General features: G+C 45.5%; 22 protein-coding genes. 9 read left to right on the forward strand and 13 right to left on the reverse strand.

Going from position 1 to position 18,099, the window contains the following annotated elements:
- Positions 1–50 precede the first annotated feature (50 nt).
- Positions 51–1,304, reverse strand: a complete 1,254-nt coding sequence (locus ACF8CV_RS11505; RefSeq protein ID WP_005457676.1) for a uracil-xanthine permease family protein — start codon at positions 1,302–1,304, stop codon at positions 51–53.
- A gap of 429 nt (positions 1,305–1,733) precedes the next feature.
- Between ACF8CV_RS11505 and ACF8CV_RS11510 the strand changes: the two genes are divergently transcribed.
- On the forward strand, positions 1,734–2,936 hold the full coding sequence (locus tag ACF8CV_RS11510; protein WP_053305273.1) for a DUF2066 domain-containing protein: 1,203 nt from the start codon (positions 1,734–1,736) through the stop codon (positions 2,934–2,936).
- A 68-nt stretch (positions 2,937–3,004) separates the two neighbouring features.
- Here ACF8CV_RS11510 and ACF8CV_RS11515 read toward each other — a convergent pair whose 3' ends face one another.
- Genes ACF8CV_RS11515 through ACF8CV_RS11530 form a run of 4 tightly spaced genes read right to left on the reverse strand, consistent with a single transcriptional unit; the run spans position 3,005 to position 5,892 of the window.
- Positions 3,005–3,448 carry a DUF2069 domain-containing protein gene (locus tag ACF8CV_RS11515; RefSeq protein WP_005457718.1) on the reverse strand — a complete coding sequence of 148 codons (444 nt, stop codon included), beginning with the start codon at positions 3,446–3,448 and terminating at the stop codon, positions 3,005–3,007.
- A gap of 52 nt (positions 3,449–3,500) precedes the next feature.
- Positions 3,501–4,073, reverse strand: a complete 573-nt coding sequence (gene wrbA / locus ACF8CV_RS11520) for an NAD(P)H:quinone oxidoreductase (RefSeq protein ID WP_005457725.1) — start codon at positions 4,071–4,073, stop codon at positions 3,501–3,503.
- Entirely contained in the window at positions 4,074–4,424 is a 351-nt protein-coding gene (arsC, locus tag ACF8CV_RS11525) for an arsenate reductase (glutaredoxin) (RefSeq protein ID WP_005457719.1), read from the reverse strand. It lies immediately after the preceding gene.
- A gap of 16 nt (positions 4,425–4,440) precedes the next feature.
- Positions 4,441–5,892 (reverse strand): M48 family metallopeptidase, encoded by a 1,452-nt coding sequence (locus tag ACF8CV_RS11530; protein WP_005457720.1) that lies wholly within the window; start codon positions 5,890–5,892, stop codon positions 4,441–4,443.
- A gap of 260 nt (positions 5,893–6,152) precedes the next feature.
- On the opposite strand from ACF8CV_RS11530, the gene ACF8CV_RS11535 reads away from it, so the two are divergent.
- Together ACF8CV_RS11535 and ACF8CV_RS11540 are read left to right on the forward strand one after the other, a co-directional pair.
- Positions 6,153–6,389, forward strand: coding sequence for a sulfurtransferase TusA family protein (locus ACF8CV_RS11535; RefSeq protein ID WP_023624344.1), 237 nt, complete (start codon positions 6,153–6,155; stop codon positions 6,387–6,389).
- Between the two features lies 1 nt (position 6,390).
- Entirely contained in the window at positions 6,391–7,461 is a 1,071-nt protein-coding gene (locus ACF8CV_RS11540) for an AI-2E family transporter (protein ID WP_005457764.1), read from the forward strand.
- A gap of 123 nt (positions 7,462–7,584) precedes the next feature.
- On the opposite strand, the gene bcp is transcribed toward ACF8CV_RS11540, so the two are convergent.
- On the reverse strand, positions 7,585–8,055 hold the full coding sequence (bcp, locus tag ACF8CV_RS11545) for a thioredoxin-dependent thiol peroxidase (RefSeq protein WP_005481097.1): 471 nt from the start codon (positions 8,053–8,055) through the stop codon (positions 7,585–7,587).
- 16 nt (positions 8,056–8,071) lie between these two features.
- Positions 8,072–8,614: a glycine cleavage system protein R gene (locus tag ACF8CV_RS11550; RefSeq protein WP_020838650.1), complete on the reverse strand. Its 543-nt coding sequence runs from the start codon at positions 8,612–8,614 to the stop codon at positions 8,072–8,074.
- 611 nt (positions 8,615–9,225) lie between these two features.
- Between ACF8CV_RS11550 and dapA the strand changes: the two genes are divergently transcribed.
- The gene (dapA, locus tag ACF8CV_RS11555; protein WP_005457716.1) at positions 9,226–10,104 is read left to right on the forward strand and encodes a 4-hydroxy-tetrahydrodipicolinate synthase; all 879 of its coding nucleotides are present in this window, start codon (positions 9,226–9,228) and stop codon (positions 10,102–10,104) included.
- A 52-nt stretch (positions 10,105–10,156) separates the two neighbouring features.
- Positions 10,157–11,176 carry an outer membrane protein assembly factor BamC gene (bamC, locus tag ACF8CV_RS11560; RefSeq protein WP_005494324.1) on the forward strand — a complete coding sequence of 340 codons (1,020 nt, stop codon included), beginning with the start codon at positions 10,157–10,159 and terminating at the stop codon, positions 11,174–11,176.
- 127 nt (positions 11,177–11,303) lie between these two features.
- Here bamC and ACF8CV_RS11565 read toward each other — a convergent pair whose 3' ends face one another.
- The 4 genes from ACF8CV_RS11565 to ACF8CV_RS11580 are packed head-to-tail and all read right to left on the reverse strand — an operon-like array spanning position 11,304 to position 13,744.
- Complete coding sequence (locus ACF8CV_RS11565) at positions 11,304–11,507, reverse strand: DUF2897 family protein (RefSeq protein WP_005494327.1); 204 nt, start codon at positions 11,505–11,507, stop codon at positions 11,304–11,306.
- Complete coding sequence (locus ACF8CV_RS11570) at positions 11,504–12,205, reverse strand: M15 family metallopeptidase (RefSeq protein ID WP_138938585.1); 702 nt, start codon at positions 12,203–12,205, stop codon at positions 11,504–11,506. Before ACF8CV_RS11570 ends, ACF8CV_RS11565 begins: the two co-directional genes overlap by 4 nt.
- 32 nt (positions 12,206–12,237) lie before the next feature.
- Positions 12,238–13,374, reverse strand: a complete 1,137-nt coding sequence (gene dapE, locus ACF8CV_RS11575) for a succinyl-diaminopimelate desuccinylase (RefSeq protein WP_138938584.1) — start codon at positions 13,372–13,374, stop codon at positions 12,238–12,240.
- A gap of 19 nt (positions 13,375–13,393) precedes the next feature.
- Positions 13,394–13,744 carry an ArsC family reductase gene (locus ACF8CV_RS11580; protein WP_005484501.1) on the reverse strand — a complete coding sequence of 117 codons (351 nt, stop codon included), beginning with the start codon at positions 13,742–13,744 and terminating at the stop codon, positions 13,394–13,396.
- Between the two features lie 295 nt (positions 13,745–14,039).
- Between ACF8CV_RS11580 and ACF8CV_RS11585 the strand changes: the two genes are divergently transcribed.
- A complete protein-coding gene (locus tag ACF8CV_RS11585; protein ID WP_005494336.1) occupies positions 14,040–14,327 on the forward strand; it encodes a helix-turn-helix domain-containing protein in 288 nt (95 codons plus the stop codon).
- A 34-nt stretch (positions 14,328–14,361) separates the two neighbouring features.
- Here the strand turns inward: ACF8CV_RS11585 and ACF8CV_RS11590 are convergent, their stop codons facing one another.
- The gene (locus ACF8CV_RS11590) at positions 14,362–14,694 is read right to left on the reverse strand and encodes a DUF4156 domain-containing protein (RefSeq protein WP_023624348.1); all 333 of its coding nucleotides are present in this window, start codon (positions 14,692–14,694) and stop codon (positions 14,362–14,364) included.
- A gap of 3 nt (positions 14,695–14,697) precedes the next feature.
- Entirely contained in the window at positions 14,698–15,054 is a 357-nt protein-coding gene (locus ACF8CV_RS11595) for a DUF2956 domain-containing protein (RefSeq protein WP_021822162.1), read from the reverse strand.
- 144 nt (positions 15,055–15,198) lie between these two features.
- Between ACF8CV_RS11595 and ACF8CV_RS11600 the strand changes: the two genes are divergently transcribed.
- The 3 genes from ACF8CV_RS11600 (at position 15,199) to ACF8CV_RS11610 (ending at position 17,915) form a co-directional block, all read left to right on the forward strand.
- Complete coding sequence (locus ACF8CV_RS11600) at positions 15,199–15,684, forward strand: DUF2919 domain-containing protein (RefSeq protein ID WP_023585949.1); 486 nt, start codon at positions 15,199–15,201, stop codon at positions 15,682–15,684.
- 45 nt (positions 15,685–15,729) lie between these two features.
- On the forward strand, positions 15,730–16,632 hold the full coding sequence (locus tag ACF8CV_RS11605; RefSeq protein WP_005457759.1) for a Dyp-type peroxidase: 903 nt from the start codon (positions 15,730–15,732) through the stop codon (positions 16,630–16,632).
- 149 nt (positions 16,633–16,781) lie between these two features.
- Positions 16,782–17,915 carry a flagellin gene (locus ACF8CV_RS11610; protein WP_138938583.1) on the forward strand — a complete coding sequence of 378 codons (1,134 nt, stop codon included), beginning with the start codon at positions 16,782–16,784 and terminating at the stop codon, positions 17,913–17,915.
- Positions 17,916–18,099 lie beyond the last annotated feature (184 nt).

Genomic DNA, 18,099 nt, shown 5'->3' on the forward strand with positions numbered 1-18,099 from the left:
TATTTATTTAGAAAGGTTAAAGTGCGCCACTTAAAAGTCGCGCAGTCGAATTACTTCGCGCTTTCTTCTTCCATTTGAGCGTTATCAACCACGTGGTTTTCACCAAGGTCGTGTGGCAGCACTAGGTTAAGAAGGATTGCCACGATACCACATAGGCTTACACCTTGTAGGCTGAACTCGCCGATACCGAAAGCCATACCACCGATACCAAATACCAGTGTTACTGCAACGATCACCAGGTTACGAGATTTGTGTAGATCAACGTTGTTCTTAATCAGCGTATTCAAACCGACGGTTGCGATAGAACCGAACAGAAGAATCATGATGCCGCCCATTACTGGCACAGGAATGGTTTGCAGAATCGCACCTAGCTTACCTACCAGCGCAAGAACAATAGCGGTAATGGCAGCCCAAGTCATGATTACAGGGTTGAAAGCTTTGGTCAGCATTACCGCGCCTGTTACTTCACTGTAAGTAGTGTTTGGCGGCGCACCAACCATTGATGCTGCAATTGTCGCGATTCCGTCACCCGCGATAGTGCGGTGTAGGCCTGGTTTCTTCAGGTAGTTTTTACCCGTTACATTTGAGATAGCCAACATGTCACCCACGTGCTCCACCGCAGGAGCGATTGCAACTGGGATCATGAATAGAATCGCGTTGATGTTGAACTCAGGCATGGTGAAGTTGGGCATTGCAAGCCAAGCTGCTTGAGCCACAGGTGTAAAGTCAACCACACCGTAGAATAGGGATACTGAATAGCCCGCCAAAATACCACCCACGATAGGAACCAGTTTTAGGAACCCTTTTGCGAACACGCTAAGTGCAATTGTCGTTAGTAGTGAAACAGCAGAGATAATGACCGCAGCATCGCCATTTACTAACTGAACCGCACCGTCGCCCGTTTTACCTACCGCCATGTTGACTGCCGTTGGCGCAAGGCCAAGGCCGATAACCATGATCACTGGGCCAACTACAACCGGTGGCAAAATCTTATGGATAAACCCTACACCACGCACTTTGATCATCGCGCCAAGCGCAACGTAAACCAAACCTGCCGCCATCAAGCCGCCCATAGTTGCACCAATACCCCAAGTTTGGATACCGAACATAATAGGAGCAATAAACGCAAAAGAAGAGGCAAGGAAGATTGGGACAGAACGTTTAGTGATTAATTGGAAGAGGAGAGTACCGACACCGGCACCAAAGAGGGCTACGTTTGGATCGAGACCAGTCAGAAGCGGCACGAGCACGAGAGCACCAAAAGCGACAAAGAGCATTTGAGCGCCTTGTAACGCATTTTTCATAATAATTCCCTATTTCAAAGATACGCAGACAAATCCGACGAATTCTATCATCCTGCAATCGTTTGCAACGTTGCTTAGATCAAACTTTCGAATGAATTTATCATCCAAACGAATGTTTTGAGAGTTGGTTGCTTGCAAAATGGACGATTTTACGAGTCCAAATTAAGCCATTCAAAGAATATCGATGTGCTGTGATCTAATAAGCGCTCTTGAAAATGAAGCTTCAAGAGCAATGAATATCAGGTTTTATGTCTTTCAATATGCATCGATATGAGTTCATGTTGATGGGGTAACGTTAATTAATCACCTAGTGATGCAAAAAACGGCATTAACTTGGTCAAACTACAAACAATTCACTCAGTACGCGCCTTGCTCAAGATTTGATAGTTGCTTATTATGCGGGTTCTTGTTTAGAGGATTATGAAAACTATGCGCTATTTAGCTCTCTTACTGATCGGTTGGTTGTCCCTGCCGGTGTATGCATTAACTCAGGTAGATATCTATCGTGCCGAAGTGGTTATCGACAGTGAGCAGAACGACGGTGAGTCTGCGGCTCGTGAACAAGGTATGAAAGATGTGATTGTTCGAGCGACTGGTTCTCAATCTTCTCTAAGCAACCCTGTTATCCAAAAGGCGCTGAGTTCTAGCTCTCACTATATTTCTCAGCTTGGGAAAAGCCAAGTTGATGGCAAAGCAAGTCTTAAAATGTTGTTTAACAGTGGGCAAATTCAATCGCTTTTGACTCAAGCTCAGTTGCCTTCATGGTCACCGAATCGTGCCAATATTTTGGTTTGGCTGGTGGAAGAGCAAGATTACGACCGCGCAATTGCATGGGAACATTCTGATTCTGTCAACGTTGCTGCGTTGAAAAAAGCAACGGAAGCTCGTGGCCTTCCAATTACGATTCCTGTTGGGGATTTTGACGATGTCACGGGCGTAAACACGTCTGATCTTTGGGGCGGTTTCATTGAACCGATTAGCCAAGCCAGCCAGCGTTACCCAGCGGACGCGGTATTAATTATTCGTGCGCAAGGCGAGCAGATTCGTTGGACTTTGTATGACCAAGCGCCTGCAAAGATTATTGATGCGCAAACTTCTCCACGCAGCGGGTCGGCAACAGGTGCAGACGCTATTTCCGCAATGGTGGATGGTATTGCTGATTACTACGCAAGTAAAAACGCCGTTGTTGTCTCAGGCAAGTCTTCTAAAGCTGTGAACGTGAAAGTGTTAAATGTAACGTCTGCTGCTGATTTCTTCCGTTTAGAAAATGCACTTACCAAATTGAATTCAGTGGCGGGCACAGAAATCAAGCGTGTACAAGGCAGTGAGTTAACGCTGACTATTCATTTGCTTGCTTCACAACAAGCATTTGAGCAAGAGGCTTCGTCTATCTCACAATTGATGGAATTTGAAGATCCACTCGGTGACGTTGAAGAAGTGACGCCATCGGAAGAGCAATCGGTAGAAACTCTACCTTCAGAGGCTCAAGCTATAGAAGGGCAACCAAAAACGGTGGTTCAAGCCGTTGAGGAAACTGTGCCAGCAGTGCAAGTACAACAGCCTGTTGTGATTCCTCAAGTGCAAGATCAATACGATCTGATTTATGAGTGGAATTCTACTTCGCAAAGTTAATCTGCGTTTGAGCATAGAATAAAGAAAGAGTCGCAATTGCGACTCTTTTTGTTTTTGAATCAGAGAAGTTATTTATTGAACTTCGCTTTTTCTTCTTTTTCTACTTGTGACAAGCGTTTGAGTTTAAGGCCTAGCTCTTTTCCTCGAGCACGAGCAAATAAAATATTGCCAGCAAAACCAAGAGAGGTAAGCACCAGCTCAACCGCTGCCAACCACCGTTCACCACCGTCCACGTACAAGATAGTGAGTGCGTGCAAGAAATACAGCATCAAGACAAAGTTCGCCCATGCATGCGTGTAAGGTTTGCCCGCTAAGATGCCAGGTAACGGTAGCAATAACGGAATACACCATGCAATCGCGAGTGTTGTGCTACTCAGATGAGGGTGAGGAGATAAAGCGAGTTGCCAAATCGCGACCCATGCTAATAAAGCTAAGTTGCCGAACAAAGCGAGGTAGCGATACGTTTTTGCTTGAGCACCAAGAGGTGGTTGTTCTTCGAAAGAGTCAGACATCGATTCTCTATCCTTGAATTGATACCAATTCTACTAATTATTAATACTGGTATTAGTGACAAGCTTTGAGCTTTAACGCTGCTGTTGCTAGTCGTTTACCTAATTGTTGTGCCAGGCGAGTCTCCTCCGCTGTGAGACTTGGTTCGTGTCCTACACTGCTGGCACCGTAGGGCGTGCCACCAGATTGGGTCGAATGCAGCTCTGGTTCAGCGTAAGGAATACCAAGTACCATCATCCCGTGATGCAGTAGTGGCGTCATCATGCTTTGAAGTGTGGTCTCCTGACCGCCATGCATCGAAGATGATGAGGTAAATACACAAGCTGGCTTATCGATTAAGTCACCGCTGACCCACAAAGGGGTGGTTTGATCCCAAAAGTGCTTTAAAGGCGCTGCCATATTGCCAAACCAAACGGGACTACCGAACGCTAGACCGTCGCACTTTTTCAGTTCCTCTAGAGTAACAATTGGATCGGAAGGGGTATGTGAGTGAGGTGACAATTCTTCAACTGTACGCAAAATTGCTTGGCATTGAGGAGTCGATTCGACTCCTCTTGCTATCTGTCTTGCCAGTTGTTTTGTTGAGCCATGACGGCTGAAGTATAAAATAAGGATCTGGCAATCCATTTATAGAATATCCAATACTTGCTCTGGTGGGCGACCAATTTTAGCTTTGCCGTTTGCTACAACAACTGGACGTTCGAACAATTTTGGGTTTTGCGCCATCGCTTCGAACAATTGTTCGTCACTTACTGATGCTTCGCCTAAACCAAGTTCTTTGTAAACGTCTTCTTTTGTACGCATCATTTCACGTACTGATGAGAAACCGAGTTGAGCGTATAGCGCTTTTAGTTCATCCACATTTAGTGGTGTGTCTAGGTATTTTACGACTTCCGGTGTAACACCATTTTGCTCAAGTAACTCAAGAGTTTGACGGCTCTTTGAGCAACGTGGGTTGTGATAAATCACGACTGACATGGTTTTCTCCATTTCGTTATTGTAATGCCATGAATCGATCTCGTTGGATCATGAGTTGGTCGATACGAGCATCGTATCGCGCTTGTTCTAAGCTACCCAATTCGGCCATTTTACTTGCTTCACTGTAATATTGAATCGCTTTATTCCAGTTTGCTCTTAGTGCCAGAATTTCCGCGCGAGCTGCAAGCTCTTCATCACTACGTCCAAGGGCATGATAGCCTTTCGATAATAGCTGCCAGCCATTGCTATCTTCTGGGTTATCGTGTGTATAACGCTGAAGCGTACGCACCGCTTGATCATTTTGGTTTGCTTCAAGCAACGCGTTGGCGTAGTTAATGGTTAATACTTTGTTTTGAGGATTACGCTTTAGCGCGCTATTTAGCAACTCAACAGCTTTTTGTGGCTGTTTTTTCTCGATGTATAGATCGGTCATTGCATCTAAATAGAATGGGTTGCCCGGATCTTGCGCTAACAGTTTTTTCAAAATCGGTTCTGCTTGTGATAAGCGTTTGTTGTCCAGATGAACCAGCGCTCGGCCGTAATCAAATGACGGCATGATGTCCGCTGAAGCTTTCTTTTGAGTACGCTCAAACCAACCTAGTGCGGCTTGTCCGTCGATACCGGCATATCGCGCGACAATGCGTGCGCGCGCCAAATGGTAATCGATAGAGGGTGCAATGCGCATTGGGGGATAAGCTTGTGCTCGTTGACGGCTATCTGCTACACGGTCTTCTGGTAAAGGGTGAGTCAGTAGCATTGGTGGTGGCTTACTCGCGTAGCGGTACTCATCGGCTAAACGGCCAAAAAAACGCGGCATTGCTTGCACATCAAATCCTGCTTTCGCCAAGGTTGCGATACCGAAGCGGTCGGCTTCTTTCTCGTTTGAGCGAGTGTAGTTGATTTGGCTTTGCATGTTGCCTGCTGTTGCGGCGGTAATCGCTGCCATGCCTGCTTCTGGTGAAGCAATCGAAAGTAATAATGCACCAGCAAGCGCAGCTAAAGTCGCTGGAGAGCGTCTTGCTTGGTCTTCCATACTGCGTGCTAGGTGGCGCTGTGTTACGTGTGCAATTTCGTGCGCGACAACGGATGCGAGTTCACTTTCGCTACGAGCATGAAGAAATAGCCCTGAGTGCAATGCAACGTAACCGCCAAAAAAGGCAAAGGCGTTGATATTACGATCACGAATCATGAAGAAGTGGAACGGCGTTTTTACATCGTTCGCGTTGGCCACGAGGCGGTGTCCGAGGGAATCGATATATTCGTTGATGACCGGATCGTTGACGATAGGCTTACTGGCTCTGAGCATGCGCATGTACGCGTCGCCATAAATCAACTCTTGGTCTATAGAAAGCGTGCCGCCAGCTGCTGTACCAATATCAGGCAAGTCGATGCTATTGGCGTAAGTCGTTGGTGAACTGATTGCAGCAGCAAGGCACAAACAAACGAGCGAGCGAGTGCGTTTTAACATACGGTTTAAAGATTCTCCAAAATACCTAAGTACGTGGTTGGAGGTCGAGTACCTCACAACATCACCACTATACTTTATGGTCATCCCCTAGGATGAATAGGCTAGCACTAAGACCAAAAATAAATGAATTGGTTTCGTAAATTGTTTTATATCCGAGTCATTTCAGCATGCGGTTAAATCATGTCAGAAGTGCTAGCACCAGCTCAAAAAGCCGTTACAATACAACCCTATCATAAGTGCAGAGCAATACAATGGAATCCATGTTACTTGATTTGCGCGAGCAACGCTGCCCAATGGCGCTGTTACTTGCCAAGCGTCACGCTGCTGAGGTCTTTCAGGATGAAGAATCGCAGTATCATCACCTTGTCATTCAAGTGGTGGATAACAGCTCTAAACGAGACATTGTGAATTACCTTCGTACTCAAGGGTACGTGGTTGATTGCCAATCTACACCAGAGCACTACACATTGACTGTTTTCAATAAGGAATCCGCATAAGATGTTCGAAATGGTAAGTCGTTGGTATCAACGCCGCTTCTCAGATCCCCACGCAGTAAGCCTTGTCGCCATTTTGCTGTTTGGTTTTATCACCATTTACTTCTTTGGGCATTTGATTGCGCCATTGCTGGTGGCGATCGTATTGGCATATCTCCTAGAATGGCCAGTGGTTAAATTGTCTCGTATGGGTGTGCCTCGCACCTTATCAGTGATTATTGTTCTCTTGATTTTTATCAGCATCATGTTGATCGCCTTATTTGGCTTGGTTCCGACGATCTGGACTCAGGTTGGCAACTTAATCAACGATATTCCGAACATGTATAACGGGCTGCAAAAGTTCATCATGACGTTGCCTGAGCGCCATCCGGAACTGGCGAACCTACAAATTGTAGAAACCGTCGTGACCAACGCGAAAAACCAAGCACTAGGTTTGGGTGAAAGCGTGGTAAAAGGCTCACTTGCATCGTTAGTCAGTATTGCCACATTGGCGGTGTACTTGATTTTGGTGCCGCTGCTGATTTTCTTCCTACTTAAAGACAAAGAAGAAATGCTTAGAATGGCGAGCGGCATTTTGCCGAAAAACCGTAAGCTGGCGAACAAAGTTTGGCACGAGATGAACGAGCAAATCTCGAACTACATTCGCGGGAAAGTGCTGGAAATCTTGATTGTTGGTGGCGTGAGCTACGTAACATTCGCGATTCTAGACCTACGTTACTCCGCGCTATTGGCCGTTGCTGTAGGCTTGTCGGTATTGATTCCATATATTGGTGCAGCTGCGGTAACCGTACCGGTTGCGATTGTTGGTTTGTTCCAATGGGGCATGACGCCACAATTCTACTGGTTGTTGCTGGCTTACGGCATCATCCAAGCGCTAGATGGTAATGTGCTTGTGCCAGTTCTATTTTCAGAAGCGGTTAACCTTCACCCGGTTGCGATTATTGTTGCGGTATTGGTGTTTGGCGGTTTATGGGGATTCTGGGGAGTCTTCTTTGCGATCCCATTAGCGACGTTAGTGAAAGCCGTTTGGAATGCGCTACCAAGCACCGAAGAGAGCGAACCCGTCCAAGAGTAACGCGTTCGACATTGAGCAAAGCTTAGTAATTATTCGATTGAATAAAAAGCCCAGCAATCAATGCTGGGCTTTTTCGATTCTTAGAACGTTAACTCTTAACGTATGACTCTAAACGAGCTCGCATTAGGCGTTTTCGTTTAGGTAGTTCAGAACCACTTCGTGGTGATCTTTCGTTTTGAACTTGTTGAATACGTGCTCAATCACGCCTTCTTCATTAATTAAGAAGCTGATGCGGTGAAGGCCATCGTAAACTTTGCCCATAAATTTCTTTTCGCCCCACACACCGAATTGTTCAGCAACAGCGTGGTCTTCGTCAGACAGTAGCGTGAAGTTTAGCTCATCACGTTCAATGAACTTACCTAGGCGCTTAACTGGGTCGATACTGACACCCAGAACAACCACGTTGTGCGCATCTAGTTCTGCTTTTACATCACGCAGGCCCTTTGCTTGCGTGGTACAGCCTGGAGTCATGGCTTTTGGGTAGAAATAGAAAAGGACTTTCTTGCCTTTAAAGTCATCAAGAGTAACAGTATTGCCGTCTTGGTCGAGCAAAGAGAAGGCTGGCGCTGGCGAGCCTGCTGTCAGCGTATTCATTATAATTTCCTTTACTTTATAGTGTGTTTTTAATGAAATTCAGAGAACCTTGTACGTTGAGCGACTTACAAAGTTCATCAAAATCTTCTTGTAATTGCATCAGGTTGCAATCGGCACTGACCGATGCAGTGATCGCAATATGAAATTGGTCAGCATCAAGCTGCAGTTTGGATTTGCTAATGGTTTGTGCACTGAGCGAATCTAAGCCAATGTGTTGGTCTGCGAAGAACTGAGTAAATTTCTCTGTCAGTCCTGGACGATCTTCAGATTCGATGAAGACTTCCATCGTGTAACTGTTGTCGAGCAGTTCGTGCGCAGACGTTCGCTTCATGATGGTGATTAGGTCATGCTCTTGCCCTAATAGTGGCAGTTGTGTTTCAACACGAGTGATGTGACTGGCATTTCCAGTCAGTAGCATGATCAGAGTAAATTCATTGCCAAAGATAGCGATGCGGCTATCAACGATGTTACAACCAGCTTGAGTCACGAGCTTAACCACTTGGTTACAAATGCCCGGACGATCCGTTCCAACTGCTGTAAGTACCAGATGTTGCTTCATAAATAAGCTTCTTGTCCTTTCTTCAATAGAGAGATGTTAGCACAGATATCGAAGAGAAATATCGAGCGAGTTCTTTTTTTAGTTCGCAGGATAATTGAGATTAAAAAAGGTGAAGTGCTAAGCAGTGAGTATGGGGTAGACTGGGACACAGAAGGCCATCGAGCAGGGAAAATGCTGAAAATAAGCACAATATGAGCAGTGAAAACTTGGCGAGCCGCTATCAGTGGTTTATTTGGCGCTAAACTAGCCTTTTTATTCACTAAAACCTGACTTGATAAATGTCGCTAAAGCGTATATTTCTGAGCGTAACAATAGGCCGCAAAAATTCTTTGGTGAAGTTACCCGTGGCCTGTCGCCTAGATAATTAAAGGGCACATATCCAAGTCATTCTCGCTAAAACAAGCCTTTTCAGGCTGCTAAGGCACAGAACCAGATAACCAAGACGATTATCAAAATTGCTGGGAATAAGACCAAATTGCGCAATTAAGTTGCTAGACCTCTAACAACTGATAATTATTCATTCATTTGTACTTTGTAAGCGAGTTTACGCTCTTGTGTTTTTCAATCGCATTACAGTACCATGCAGAAAGAGTTAAATGAGGGAGATAAACATGTTTTCAGGAAGTATCGTAGCGCTGATTACACCATTCAAAGCAGATGGTGAAGTAGATTTCGACGGTCTACAAAAGCTAGTAGAGTACCACATCGAAGCGGGTACAGACGGTATTGTGGCAGTAGGCACGACAGGTGAGTCAGCGACACTGACCATTGAAGAGCATGTAAAGGTCGTTAATAAAACTGTTGAGTTTGCCAACGGTCGCATCCCTGTGATTGCCGGCACGGGTGCAAATGCAACCCACGAAGCCGTGACATTTAGCAAATTACTCGCGGATTCTGGTATCGCAGGTTTCTTGAGTGTGACGCCTTATTACAACAAACCAACACAAGAAGGTTTGTTCCAGCATTACAAAGCGATCGCAGAAGCGAGTGACGTACCTCTAATTTTGTACAATGTACCGGGTCGTACTGCCGTAGATCTGCAACCTGAGACAGTGGCACGCTTGTCAAAGCTTGATAATATCGTTGCTCTAAAAGACGCGACGGGCGATTTGAGCCGAATTGCACTTCACCGTGAACTTTGTGGCGAAGATTTTATCTTACTAAGTGGTGATGATGCGACGGGCTTGGAATTCGTGAAACTGGGCGGCAATGGTGTTATCTCGGTAACGAACAATATTGCAGCGAAAGACATGGCAGACATGTTCCATTTGGCAAGTGAAGGTAAATTCGAAGAGGCAGAAATCATTAACCAACGTTTGATGACTCTGCATAAAAACCTATTCGTTGAATCAAGCCCGATCCCAGTAAAATGGGCAGCGCATAAGCTGGGTTTGATTGAAGAAGGTGGCTTGCGTCTTCCTTTAACCGCACTTTCTGAAAAATCGCAGCCGATCGTGGAACAGGCGTTGACAGACGCAGGTATTTACTAGGATTGAAGTTCATACTGGGGGCGATTAAGCCCTCAGTGTTTTAGGAGTATAGATGAAGCTTTCAAGCCAGTTAGTGTTAAGTTCATTAGCTGTATTCGTATTGACTGCCTGTTCAGGTGGTGCCAACCAACGTCGTCAAGCAAAAGACGATTTCGAGTATTTGAACACACCAGCTCTAGAGGCATGGAACGTTCCGCAAGGAGCTCAACCTCAGTTCTACCCAAACTATGACATCCCTCAGGGCAATTATGCGGGTGGCTTAGGGAAGTCGGTTGATATCCGTCCACCTCAGCAAGTACTTGAGTTGATTCCTGGTGCGCGCCTAGATCGCAGTAGTAACGGTGAAGTGACACTTTGGCTATTGCGCAAAGATGAGCTAGATAAAGTTTGGCAAACTGTGCAAGGCATGGTTGAAGCAAGAAAAATTCCAGTGGAAAGTCAAACTGATTCTCGAATCGAGACAGGTTGGGTAACGTGGAACTCTCCTGACGAAGAGCTAGAAATTGGTAGCCGATACGAGATCTCTCGTGCAGAAGCAAATGGCCGACACGGTTTCAAAGTGAGCTTAATTGACTGGCGTGAAGGCGATCAAGTTAAGGAAGTGACTGCGACTAACCGCGAGCGTTACAACGTGTTCATGACTAACTTAGTAACGGCTCGTTACGATCAAGAAGTTCGTGAAGAAGCGCAGCGTAAAGCTCAAGAGTTGGTGAAACAGATTCCTGTCACGATGGGCAAAGACCGCAGTGGTCTGCCAGTTATCATCGCTCGTGCGCAATACAATGTATTGTGGCAGCGTTTACCGAACATTCTGCCTAAGATGGGCTTCACGATTGAAGAGCGCAGCCAGTCACAAGGTACGGTAACAGCGAAGTATGCATCTCCAGATGATGAATTCTGGAATGAAATTGGCGTGAAGCCAGTCGACCTAAAAGCAGGTAAATACACCTTCTTGCTAGGGGACTTGGGCAACCGCACTTCTATCAACATTACCGATTCATCAGGCAAACCTGTTGAAGAAGAGTTCTTGAAATCACTGGTGCCAGTCCTTGGTGCGGTGGTGAAAGAGTAAGTTAGATAGTTGAATTAAAAAGGGACCATTCGGTCCCTTTTTTGATCGTTTTTCGTTGCTCGGAGCACAGTCCAAATCACAGCATTCTGATGCTTAACTCAATTAGCAAGAGCGACTAAAAAGCCGCTTATTTTTGTTCGTGCTTGTTACTTTCATCGTCGCCGTAACGTTCTTTATCTAGCTCATTTAGACGATCCAAATCGTTCTTGCGACCTTTATCCATCTGGTTGAACTTCATTTTGGCGGTGTACTTCAGAGCGGCAATGTTCCCGATGATCACACTCAAGACCACAATGATGATCACCCAAGGGTTGGTAAGAAATTCGATCATAACGCCTCCGGTGGTGGGGTGATATTGCGAATATAGGTAGATAAGATGCTATCTAAATTATTCAGTATCGATTCTAGCCCTGCAATGTTGTGTTGTTGATTTTGTCGAACCAGCTCATCTTTTAGCATTTCGGCGTTCAGTTGAGCAGCACATTGTTGACCGATGGTTTTGTGGCTGATGTGCCAAGGTTCAATGGCGACGCCACCTAAATCTTGCAGATAAGGGAAGAAAAAGCCGAACTCATCAATGTGATCTTTTAACCAACAATAAAACGCCAGCTGATGACCTTCTAGATATTCCCAAGGTTCCAATTGCAACTTGGTGTCTGGTGGAAGTAAGTTGCGAGCATACACATCGAAATCACACCCCCAATGATGACGACTTCCTCCTGGTAATGCCGACCAGCGAAGAATGGCCTTTAGTTTTTCTTCGTCACTTAACGCAGCCTTATTTAAAGGCTGCGAGTTAGAATCTAAAATCGGCAACTCACCTTCGAACTTCCCATTCCAAATTGCTCGCTGGCGAGAAAAGTCTCGAAAGCCACTGGCAATTTCCATTTTAAATCCCGCTTTTTTCGCTGCTTCGATCATATTGAGCAGATCGTTCGCGACATCGGGATGCATTAAAAAAGCCTTCTGACCAACCATGGTTGATTGAAGGTGAGAATCGGTTGTTCCGGTGAGTTGCGCAGGAGTCATGGTATGCTCATCAATGGGTTAACTACGTGCGACTACTTCGCGAGTAGGTGTTTTAAGGTGTTTTCGTACATGTCAGTCAACTTCTCAAGATCGTCCACTTTTACGCACTCGTTCACTTTGTGAATCGTGGCATTGACAGGTCCAAGCTCAACAACTTGACCGCCCATGCGAGCAATGAAACGTCCGTCTGATGTACCCCCCGTTGTGAGCAGAGCTGGTTTAGTGTTGTTCACTTCCGCTACGGCAGCGACCACAGCATCAAGTAGGGCACCCGTGTCCGTTAAGAATGGGTCGCCGTTGAATGTCCAATGTAGATCGTAGTTGAGATCATGCTTATCCAGTGTTTCTGTTACGCGCTGGACGATAGTGTCATTGTTCAGTTCGGTGCTAAAACGTAGGTTGAATTGAACGTTGAACTCGCCAGGAATCACGTTGGAAGCCCCTGTACCCGCAGAAACATTGGGAATCTGGAAGCTTGTTGGTGGGAAGTAATCATTGCCTTTATCCCACTCTGTTGTTGCCAGTTCGTGGATGGCAAGTAGCGATGCGTGAACAGGGTTATTGGCTAGGTGAGGGTAGGCTACATGGCCTTGTGTGCCTTTTACGGTTAGGTCGCCGGTAATTGAACCACGGCGGCCATTTTTCACAACATCGCCCACAATTTCTGTGCTAGAAGGCTCGCCAACGATGCACATGTCGATGTTCTCACCACGCTCCATCAGCGCTTCTACGACGCGAACGGTACCGTTAATGAAAGGGCCTTCTTCATCAGAAGTGATCAAAAAGCCAATAGAGCCTTTGTGATTTGGGTGCTCGGCAATGAAGCGTTCAACGGCCACGACCATCGCCGCCAAAGAGCCTTTCATATCGGCTGCACCACGACCATGAAGGTAACCATCAATGATGGTTGGCTCGAACGGTGGTGTATCCCATTGTTCTAGCTTGCCTGCGGGTACAACGTCTGTGTGACCTGCAAAAGCAAACAATGGCGCTTCGTTACCGCGACGCGCCCAAAAGTTGGTGGTGTCTTCAAACACCATGACTTCAATTTCAAAACCGAGCGCTTTTAAACGCTCGATCATTAGGTCCTGACAACCTGCATCTTCAGGTGTTACGGACTGGCGGCTGATCAGGTCTTTTGCAAGTGCCAGTACTGGACTGTCTGTCATCCTTGAGTCTTCCTTACATTTATGAATTAAAAATCGTAGCGTATTGGTCTGCTTTGAAACCGATATGGAGTTGGCCGTCTACGTTCAGAATTGGGCGCTTAATCATCGCTGGGTTGTCAACCAACAGCGCAATAGCATTTTCTTCGTTAAGCGTGTCTTTTTGTTCTTGAGTCAGTTGGCGGAACGTGGTGCCACGTTTGTTGAGAACTTGTTCCCAGCCTAGCGCCTGACAAAATTCAGTCACCATTTGAGCATCAATACCTTGTTTGCGGTAGTCGTGAAAATCAAACGCAATGTTTTCAGCTTCCAACCATTTCTTTGCTTTTTTGATGGTGTCGCAGTTTGGAATGCCGAACATGGTAATTGTCATAATGTTTCCCTTTTTTATTCTGTTTTTACTCTCTAGAGCGCAACGCGCTTTGGGGAGGTATTTCTTGGCTGATTCAGCATCCTATCAAGAAGCAATCAAACTGACAAAACGCTGTGGAGAATAATTTTCATATAGAAGTGGATAACTGGTCTCACATGCCAAAACAGAACTTAATTTGGCATAAAGCGGATAAAAAAACGCCTAAATCAAGTGGAAAAGTCGAGTTATTGATCAAACGCAACATCTTACTTGGCAAAAACGAAATAATGATTCAGCACAATTTTAGGAGGTGTCAATGGAATTGAGTCCTGTTTTTGCAAGGCGGCTATATTTGGCCTTGTTGGTGGAAAACCTAGAAAGGCCGAATGTGCCAAAGTTGATCGAAAAAACGGGGTGGCCTCGTCGTACAATTCAAGATGTACTAAAGGCATTACCGGGGATCGGCATTGAACTCATATTCGTTCAAGATGGCCGACGTCATAATGACGGCTATTACCAACTTTCGGATTGGGGACCTTTTGATAGCCAATGGGTTTTAGATCGGGAGAGAGATATCGCTAGCAGTCTTGGATTTCGTGCATAAGCCAGCAATCGCTGGCTTTTTTCATATCTAGGCGTCACTCATTGCAGAGGTAAGCAGAACCCAGCACGCTAAATGAGGTGATGAAATCTTGCGGAGAAACCATGAACACTGTGTCCGCGCCAATGGCCGCAGTATTGTTTTTTAAATCGTTCATCGCCCCTTGCATCATCGCGTCATTGGTCATGAAAATGTAGTTATACCAATGGCCCTCACTTCCAGTGACTTCACCTTTGTATTCGCATCGCTCAGGGTTGAACTGACCGTCAATGCGAATATGAACATCTTGGCTTTGAGCATGAGTCACGTGAGAAGGCATCGTACAACCAGAGAGAAGTACGGCAAAAAATCCAAGTAATACCTGTTTCATCCGTTATCTACCCAACATAATGTAGGCCGCAAAGCCAATCCAACTTAACGCAAGTAGCGCCCAAGGCAGCTTACTTGAGAAGTGGTTTGGCGTATCATCTGTGATGTTGTCTGACTCGATAACATCTTCTTCATGCTGGCGCAGTTTTTCACGCTGCTGTTTTTTCTTTGCTTTATCTGCTTGACGATTTCGCTCTTTTTGCTGTTTTTTGTATTGAGCGATGCCTTTTTCGATACCTTGAGCAATCAGTTTGGTTTGTTCTTTCGTTTGACCCGGTTTCTGTGTCGCTTTTGCGATCTTCATGGCTTCGGTTTGAGTTTCTAGAGAAGGAACTGGGGTTGCAGGGGTTCTTTTTTTCATGTTTCTCATCGACGTCACTGTAAATCTGCGTTTAGTTTACCTGCGTAAGATGATGAAATGAACTTTAGTTCTCATCTTTGCTTGCTTGCAACTCTGAATCGATCGGTTAAAGTGGCGTTTTTATGAAACTAAGAAGACGATATTGTGCGCTACTCATTTGACCAATATGACGCTCATGGATTTTTGAAAGCGCCTATTCTTGTTTGGCTAGGATGGATGTTTCTGGCTCGCTCTTGGGTGGTTTTTGCAATGGCGGGTGTCAGCCGAGAAAGCGGCAGCAAGCTTTTGTCCATTGTCTATCCTGATTCCAGCACGTTGTATTTAGGTTTGTCGATTGGTATTCCAAGCCTGTTATTGATGTGGCTGATGGGATTGCGTCACCCAGATCGTGGTTGGGTAAATCAAATAACGCGATATGGCCGTGAGATGACTTTGATCTTGTGCGGTATTCAACTCGCTCAGACCATGTATCATGTGTACCTAGAACATGGTGTATTCAATTGGGCAAATGCTCTAACCATCACCTTATTAACTTGGTTTATGATCTATCTTCTCAACGGAAGATGGGTAAAAGACTGTTTTAACGTGCCACAGATTGAGCACGATGCGAAACAGCCTTCAAAAAATTAAAAACAATAATTTCCCGCAATGGGGCAAAGTATAGAGGATACCTCAATGTCACAAGCTCAAACGGCGATCGTGCCAGAAGCAGGGCCATTTGCACTGTACACTCAACTAAAAGTGAACCAAAACCGTGAAAACGTATTGGCGAAACTGAAAGCACTTCCTGAGCTGGTTAAAGACTTAAACAACAGTCAACCGGGCGCTAATCTGACGATTTCCATCGCATTCACCAAATCATTCTGGCAGCACCTAAATATTGACGCACCAGAAGAGCTGATTGATTTCCCGCAACTTGGTGAAGGCGACATTATTGCGCCAACAACAGATGTTGATGTGCTTATTCACTGCCATTCTACTCGCCACGATTTGCACTTTTACGTATTGCGCAAATTCCTAACCGATATTGCAGAAGATGTGACGGTCGTGGATGAAACGTACGGCTACCGCTACCTAGATGCACGTGACATGACGGACTTTATCGACGGTACAGAAAACCCGAAAGGGGACGCTCGCGCTGACGTAGCATTGGTAAAAGATGGCCCATATGCTGGTGGTAGCTATGTTATGGTTCAACGTTTTGAGCACAACTTGCCAGCTTGGAATCGCCTAAATATCAAAGCTCAAGAGAAAGTTATTGGTCGCACCAAACCAGATTCAGTCGAGCTAGAAGACGTACCGGCAGCATCTCACGTTGGTCGAGTTGATATTAAAGAAGAAGGCAAAGGTTTGAAGATTGTTCGTCATAGCTTGCCATACGGCACAGTGACTGGCGCGCACGGTCTGTTGTTCATCTCTTACTGCAATACCCTTCACAATATCAAAGTGATGCTAGAGAGCATGTACGGCGTAACCGACGGTAAAACAGACCAACTGCTTCGCTTCACTAAAGCGGTAACAGGTGCGTACTTCTTCGCTCCTTCACAAGAAATGCTAGCAGAACTGGCCATTAAGTAATGAATAGTTAAAAGTTTCCAAAGCCCTCCATTCGGAGGGTTTTTTGTTTTCTATTCTCTCATTCCAATCTCTTTTCAAAAAACACTAAATCTTTCTGTTTCTTGGTCGATAAGTATCCAAAGCCTTAATTTATTTGGAGTCTGTGTCTCTTGGCTATCACCGTTAATACCAATGTTGCAGCACTTGTCGCACAACGTCATTTGACCAGTGCAACGGATATGCTGAATCAATCCATGGAGCGTTTGTCTTCAGGGAAGCGTATTAACAGCGCAAAAGATGACGCGGCAGGCCTGCAAATCTCCAATCGTCTGCAATCACAAATGCGTGGTTTGGATGTGGCGGTTCGTAACGCTAATGATGGCATCTCCATCATGCAAACCGCAGAAGGCGCGATGAATGAGGTGACGAACATCATGCAACGTATGCGTGATTTGTCGCTTCAGTCGGCTAATGGCTCAAACAGTCAAGCCGAGCGTACCGCGTTGCAAGAAGAAGTCACTGCGTTAAACGATGAGTTGAACCGCATTGCGGAAACCACATCTTTTGGTGGACGCAAACTGTTGAATGGCACATTCGGCAAATCGTCTTTTCAAATCGGTGCTGCTTCTGGTGAAGCCGTACAGATTGAGTTGAAATCGATGCGCACTGACGGGTTGGAAATGGGGGGCTTTAGTTATGTCGCTCAAGGGCGTGCTGATTATGATTGGCAGGTAAAAGAGAACGCCAATGATCTGACGATGTCTTTCACCAACCGTTCTGGCGAGACGGAAAAAATCCAAATCAATGCCAAAGCCGGTGATGATATTGAAGAACTCGCGACCTACATTAATGGTCAAACCGACAAAGTGACGGCTTCTGTTAATGAAAAAGGCCAGTTACAGATCTTTATGGCAGGAGAAGAAACCGCCGGAACGATTTCATTCTCAGGAGATCTTGCGAGTGAGCTTGGGATGTCGTTGAAAGGTTATGATGCGGTCAATAACCTGAACATCACAACCGTTGGTGGGGCGCAGCAAGCTGTCGCTGTACTAGACACGGCGATGAAATTTGTCGATAGCCAACGTGCCGAGTTAGGTGCATATCAAAATCGCTTCAATCATGCGATCAATAATCTAGATAACATCCACGAAAATTTAGCAGCATCGAACAGTCGTATTCAAGATACTGATTACGCCAAAGAAACCACGCAAATGGTGAAGCAGCAGATTTTGCAACAAGTCAGTACCACTATTTTAGCCCAAGCTAAACAGGCGCCAAACCTCGCACTTACCTTGCTTGGTTAGGCGATTTGGATTCTTAATTTCAACGCAAAATCAGGTTGTATCGACAGCTCGAAAAGAAGCTTTAGCGAAAAATTGAAGTTTTTTTACTTTTTTATCTGCTTCATCACGATTCCCTTTCCAAACGAACTTTTTTCAAAAAAATCCAAAAAATTCCCTAAAGAAATCAGGTTGAGCGCCGTTAATA

This window comes from Vibrio sp. zbq_1 (genome assembly GCF_043102935.1).
In the GTDB taxonomy this organism is placed as follows: Bacteria; Pseudomonadota; Gammaproteobacteria; order Enterobacterales; family Vibrionaceae; genus Vibrio; species Vibrio parahaemolyticus.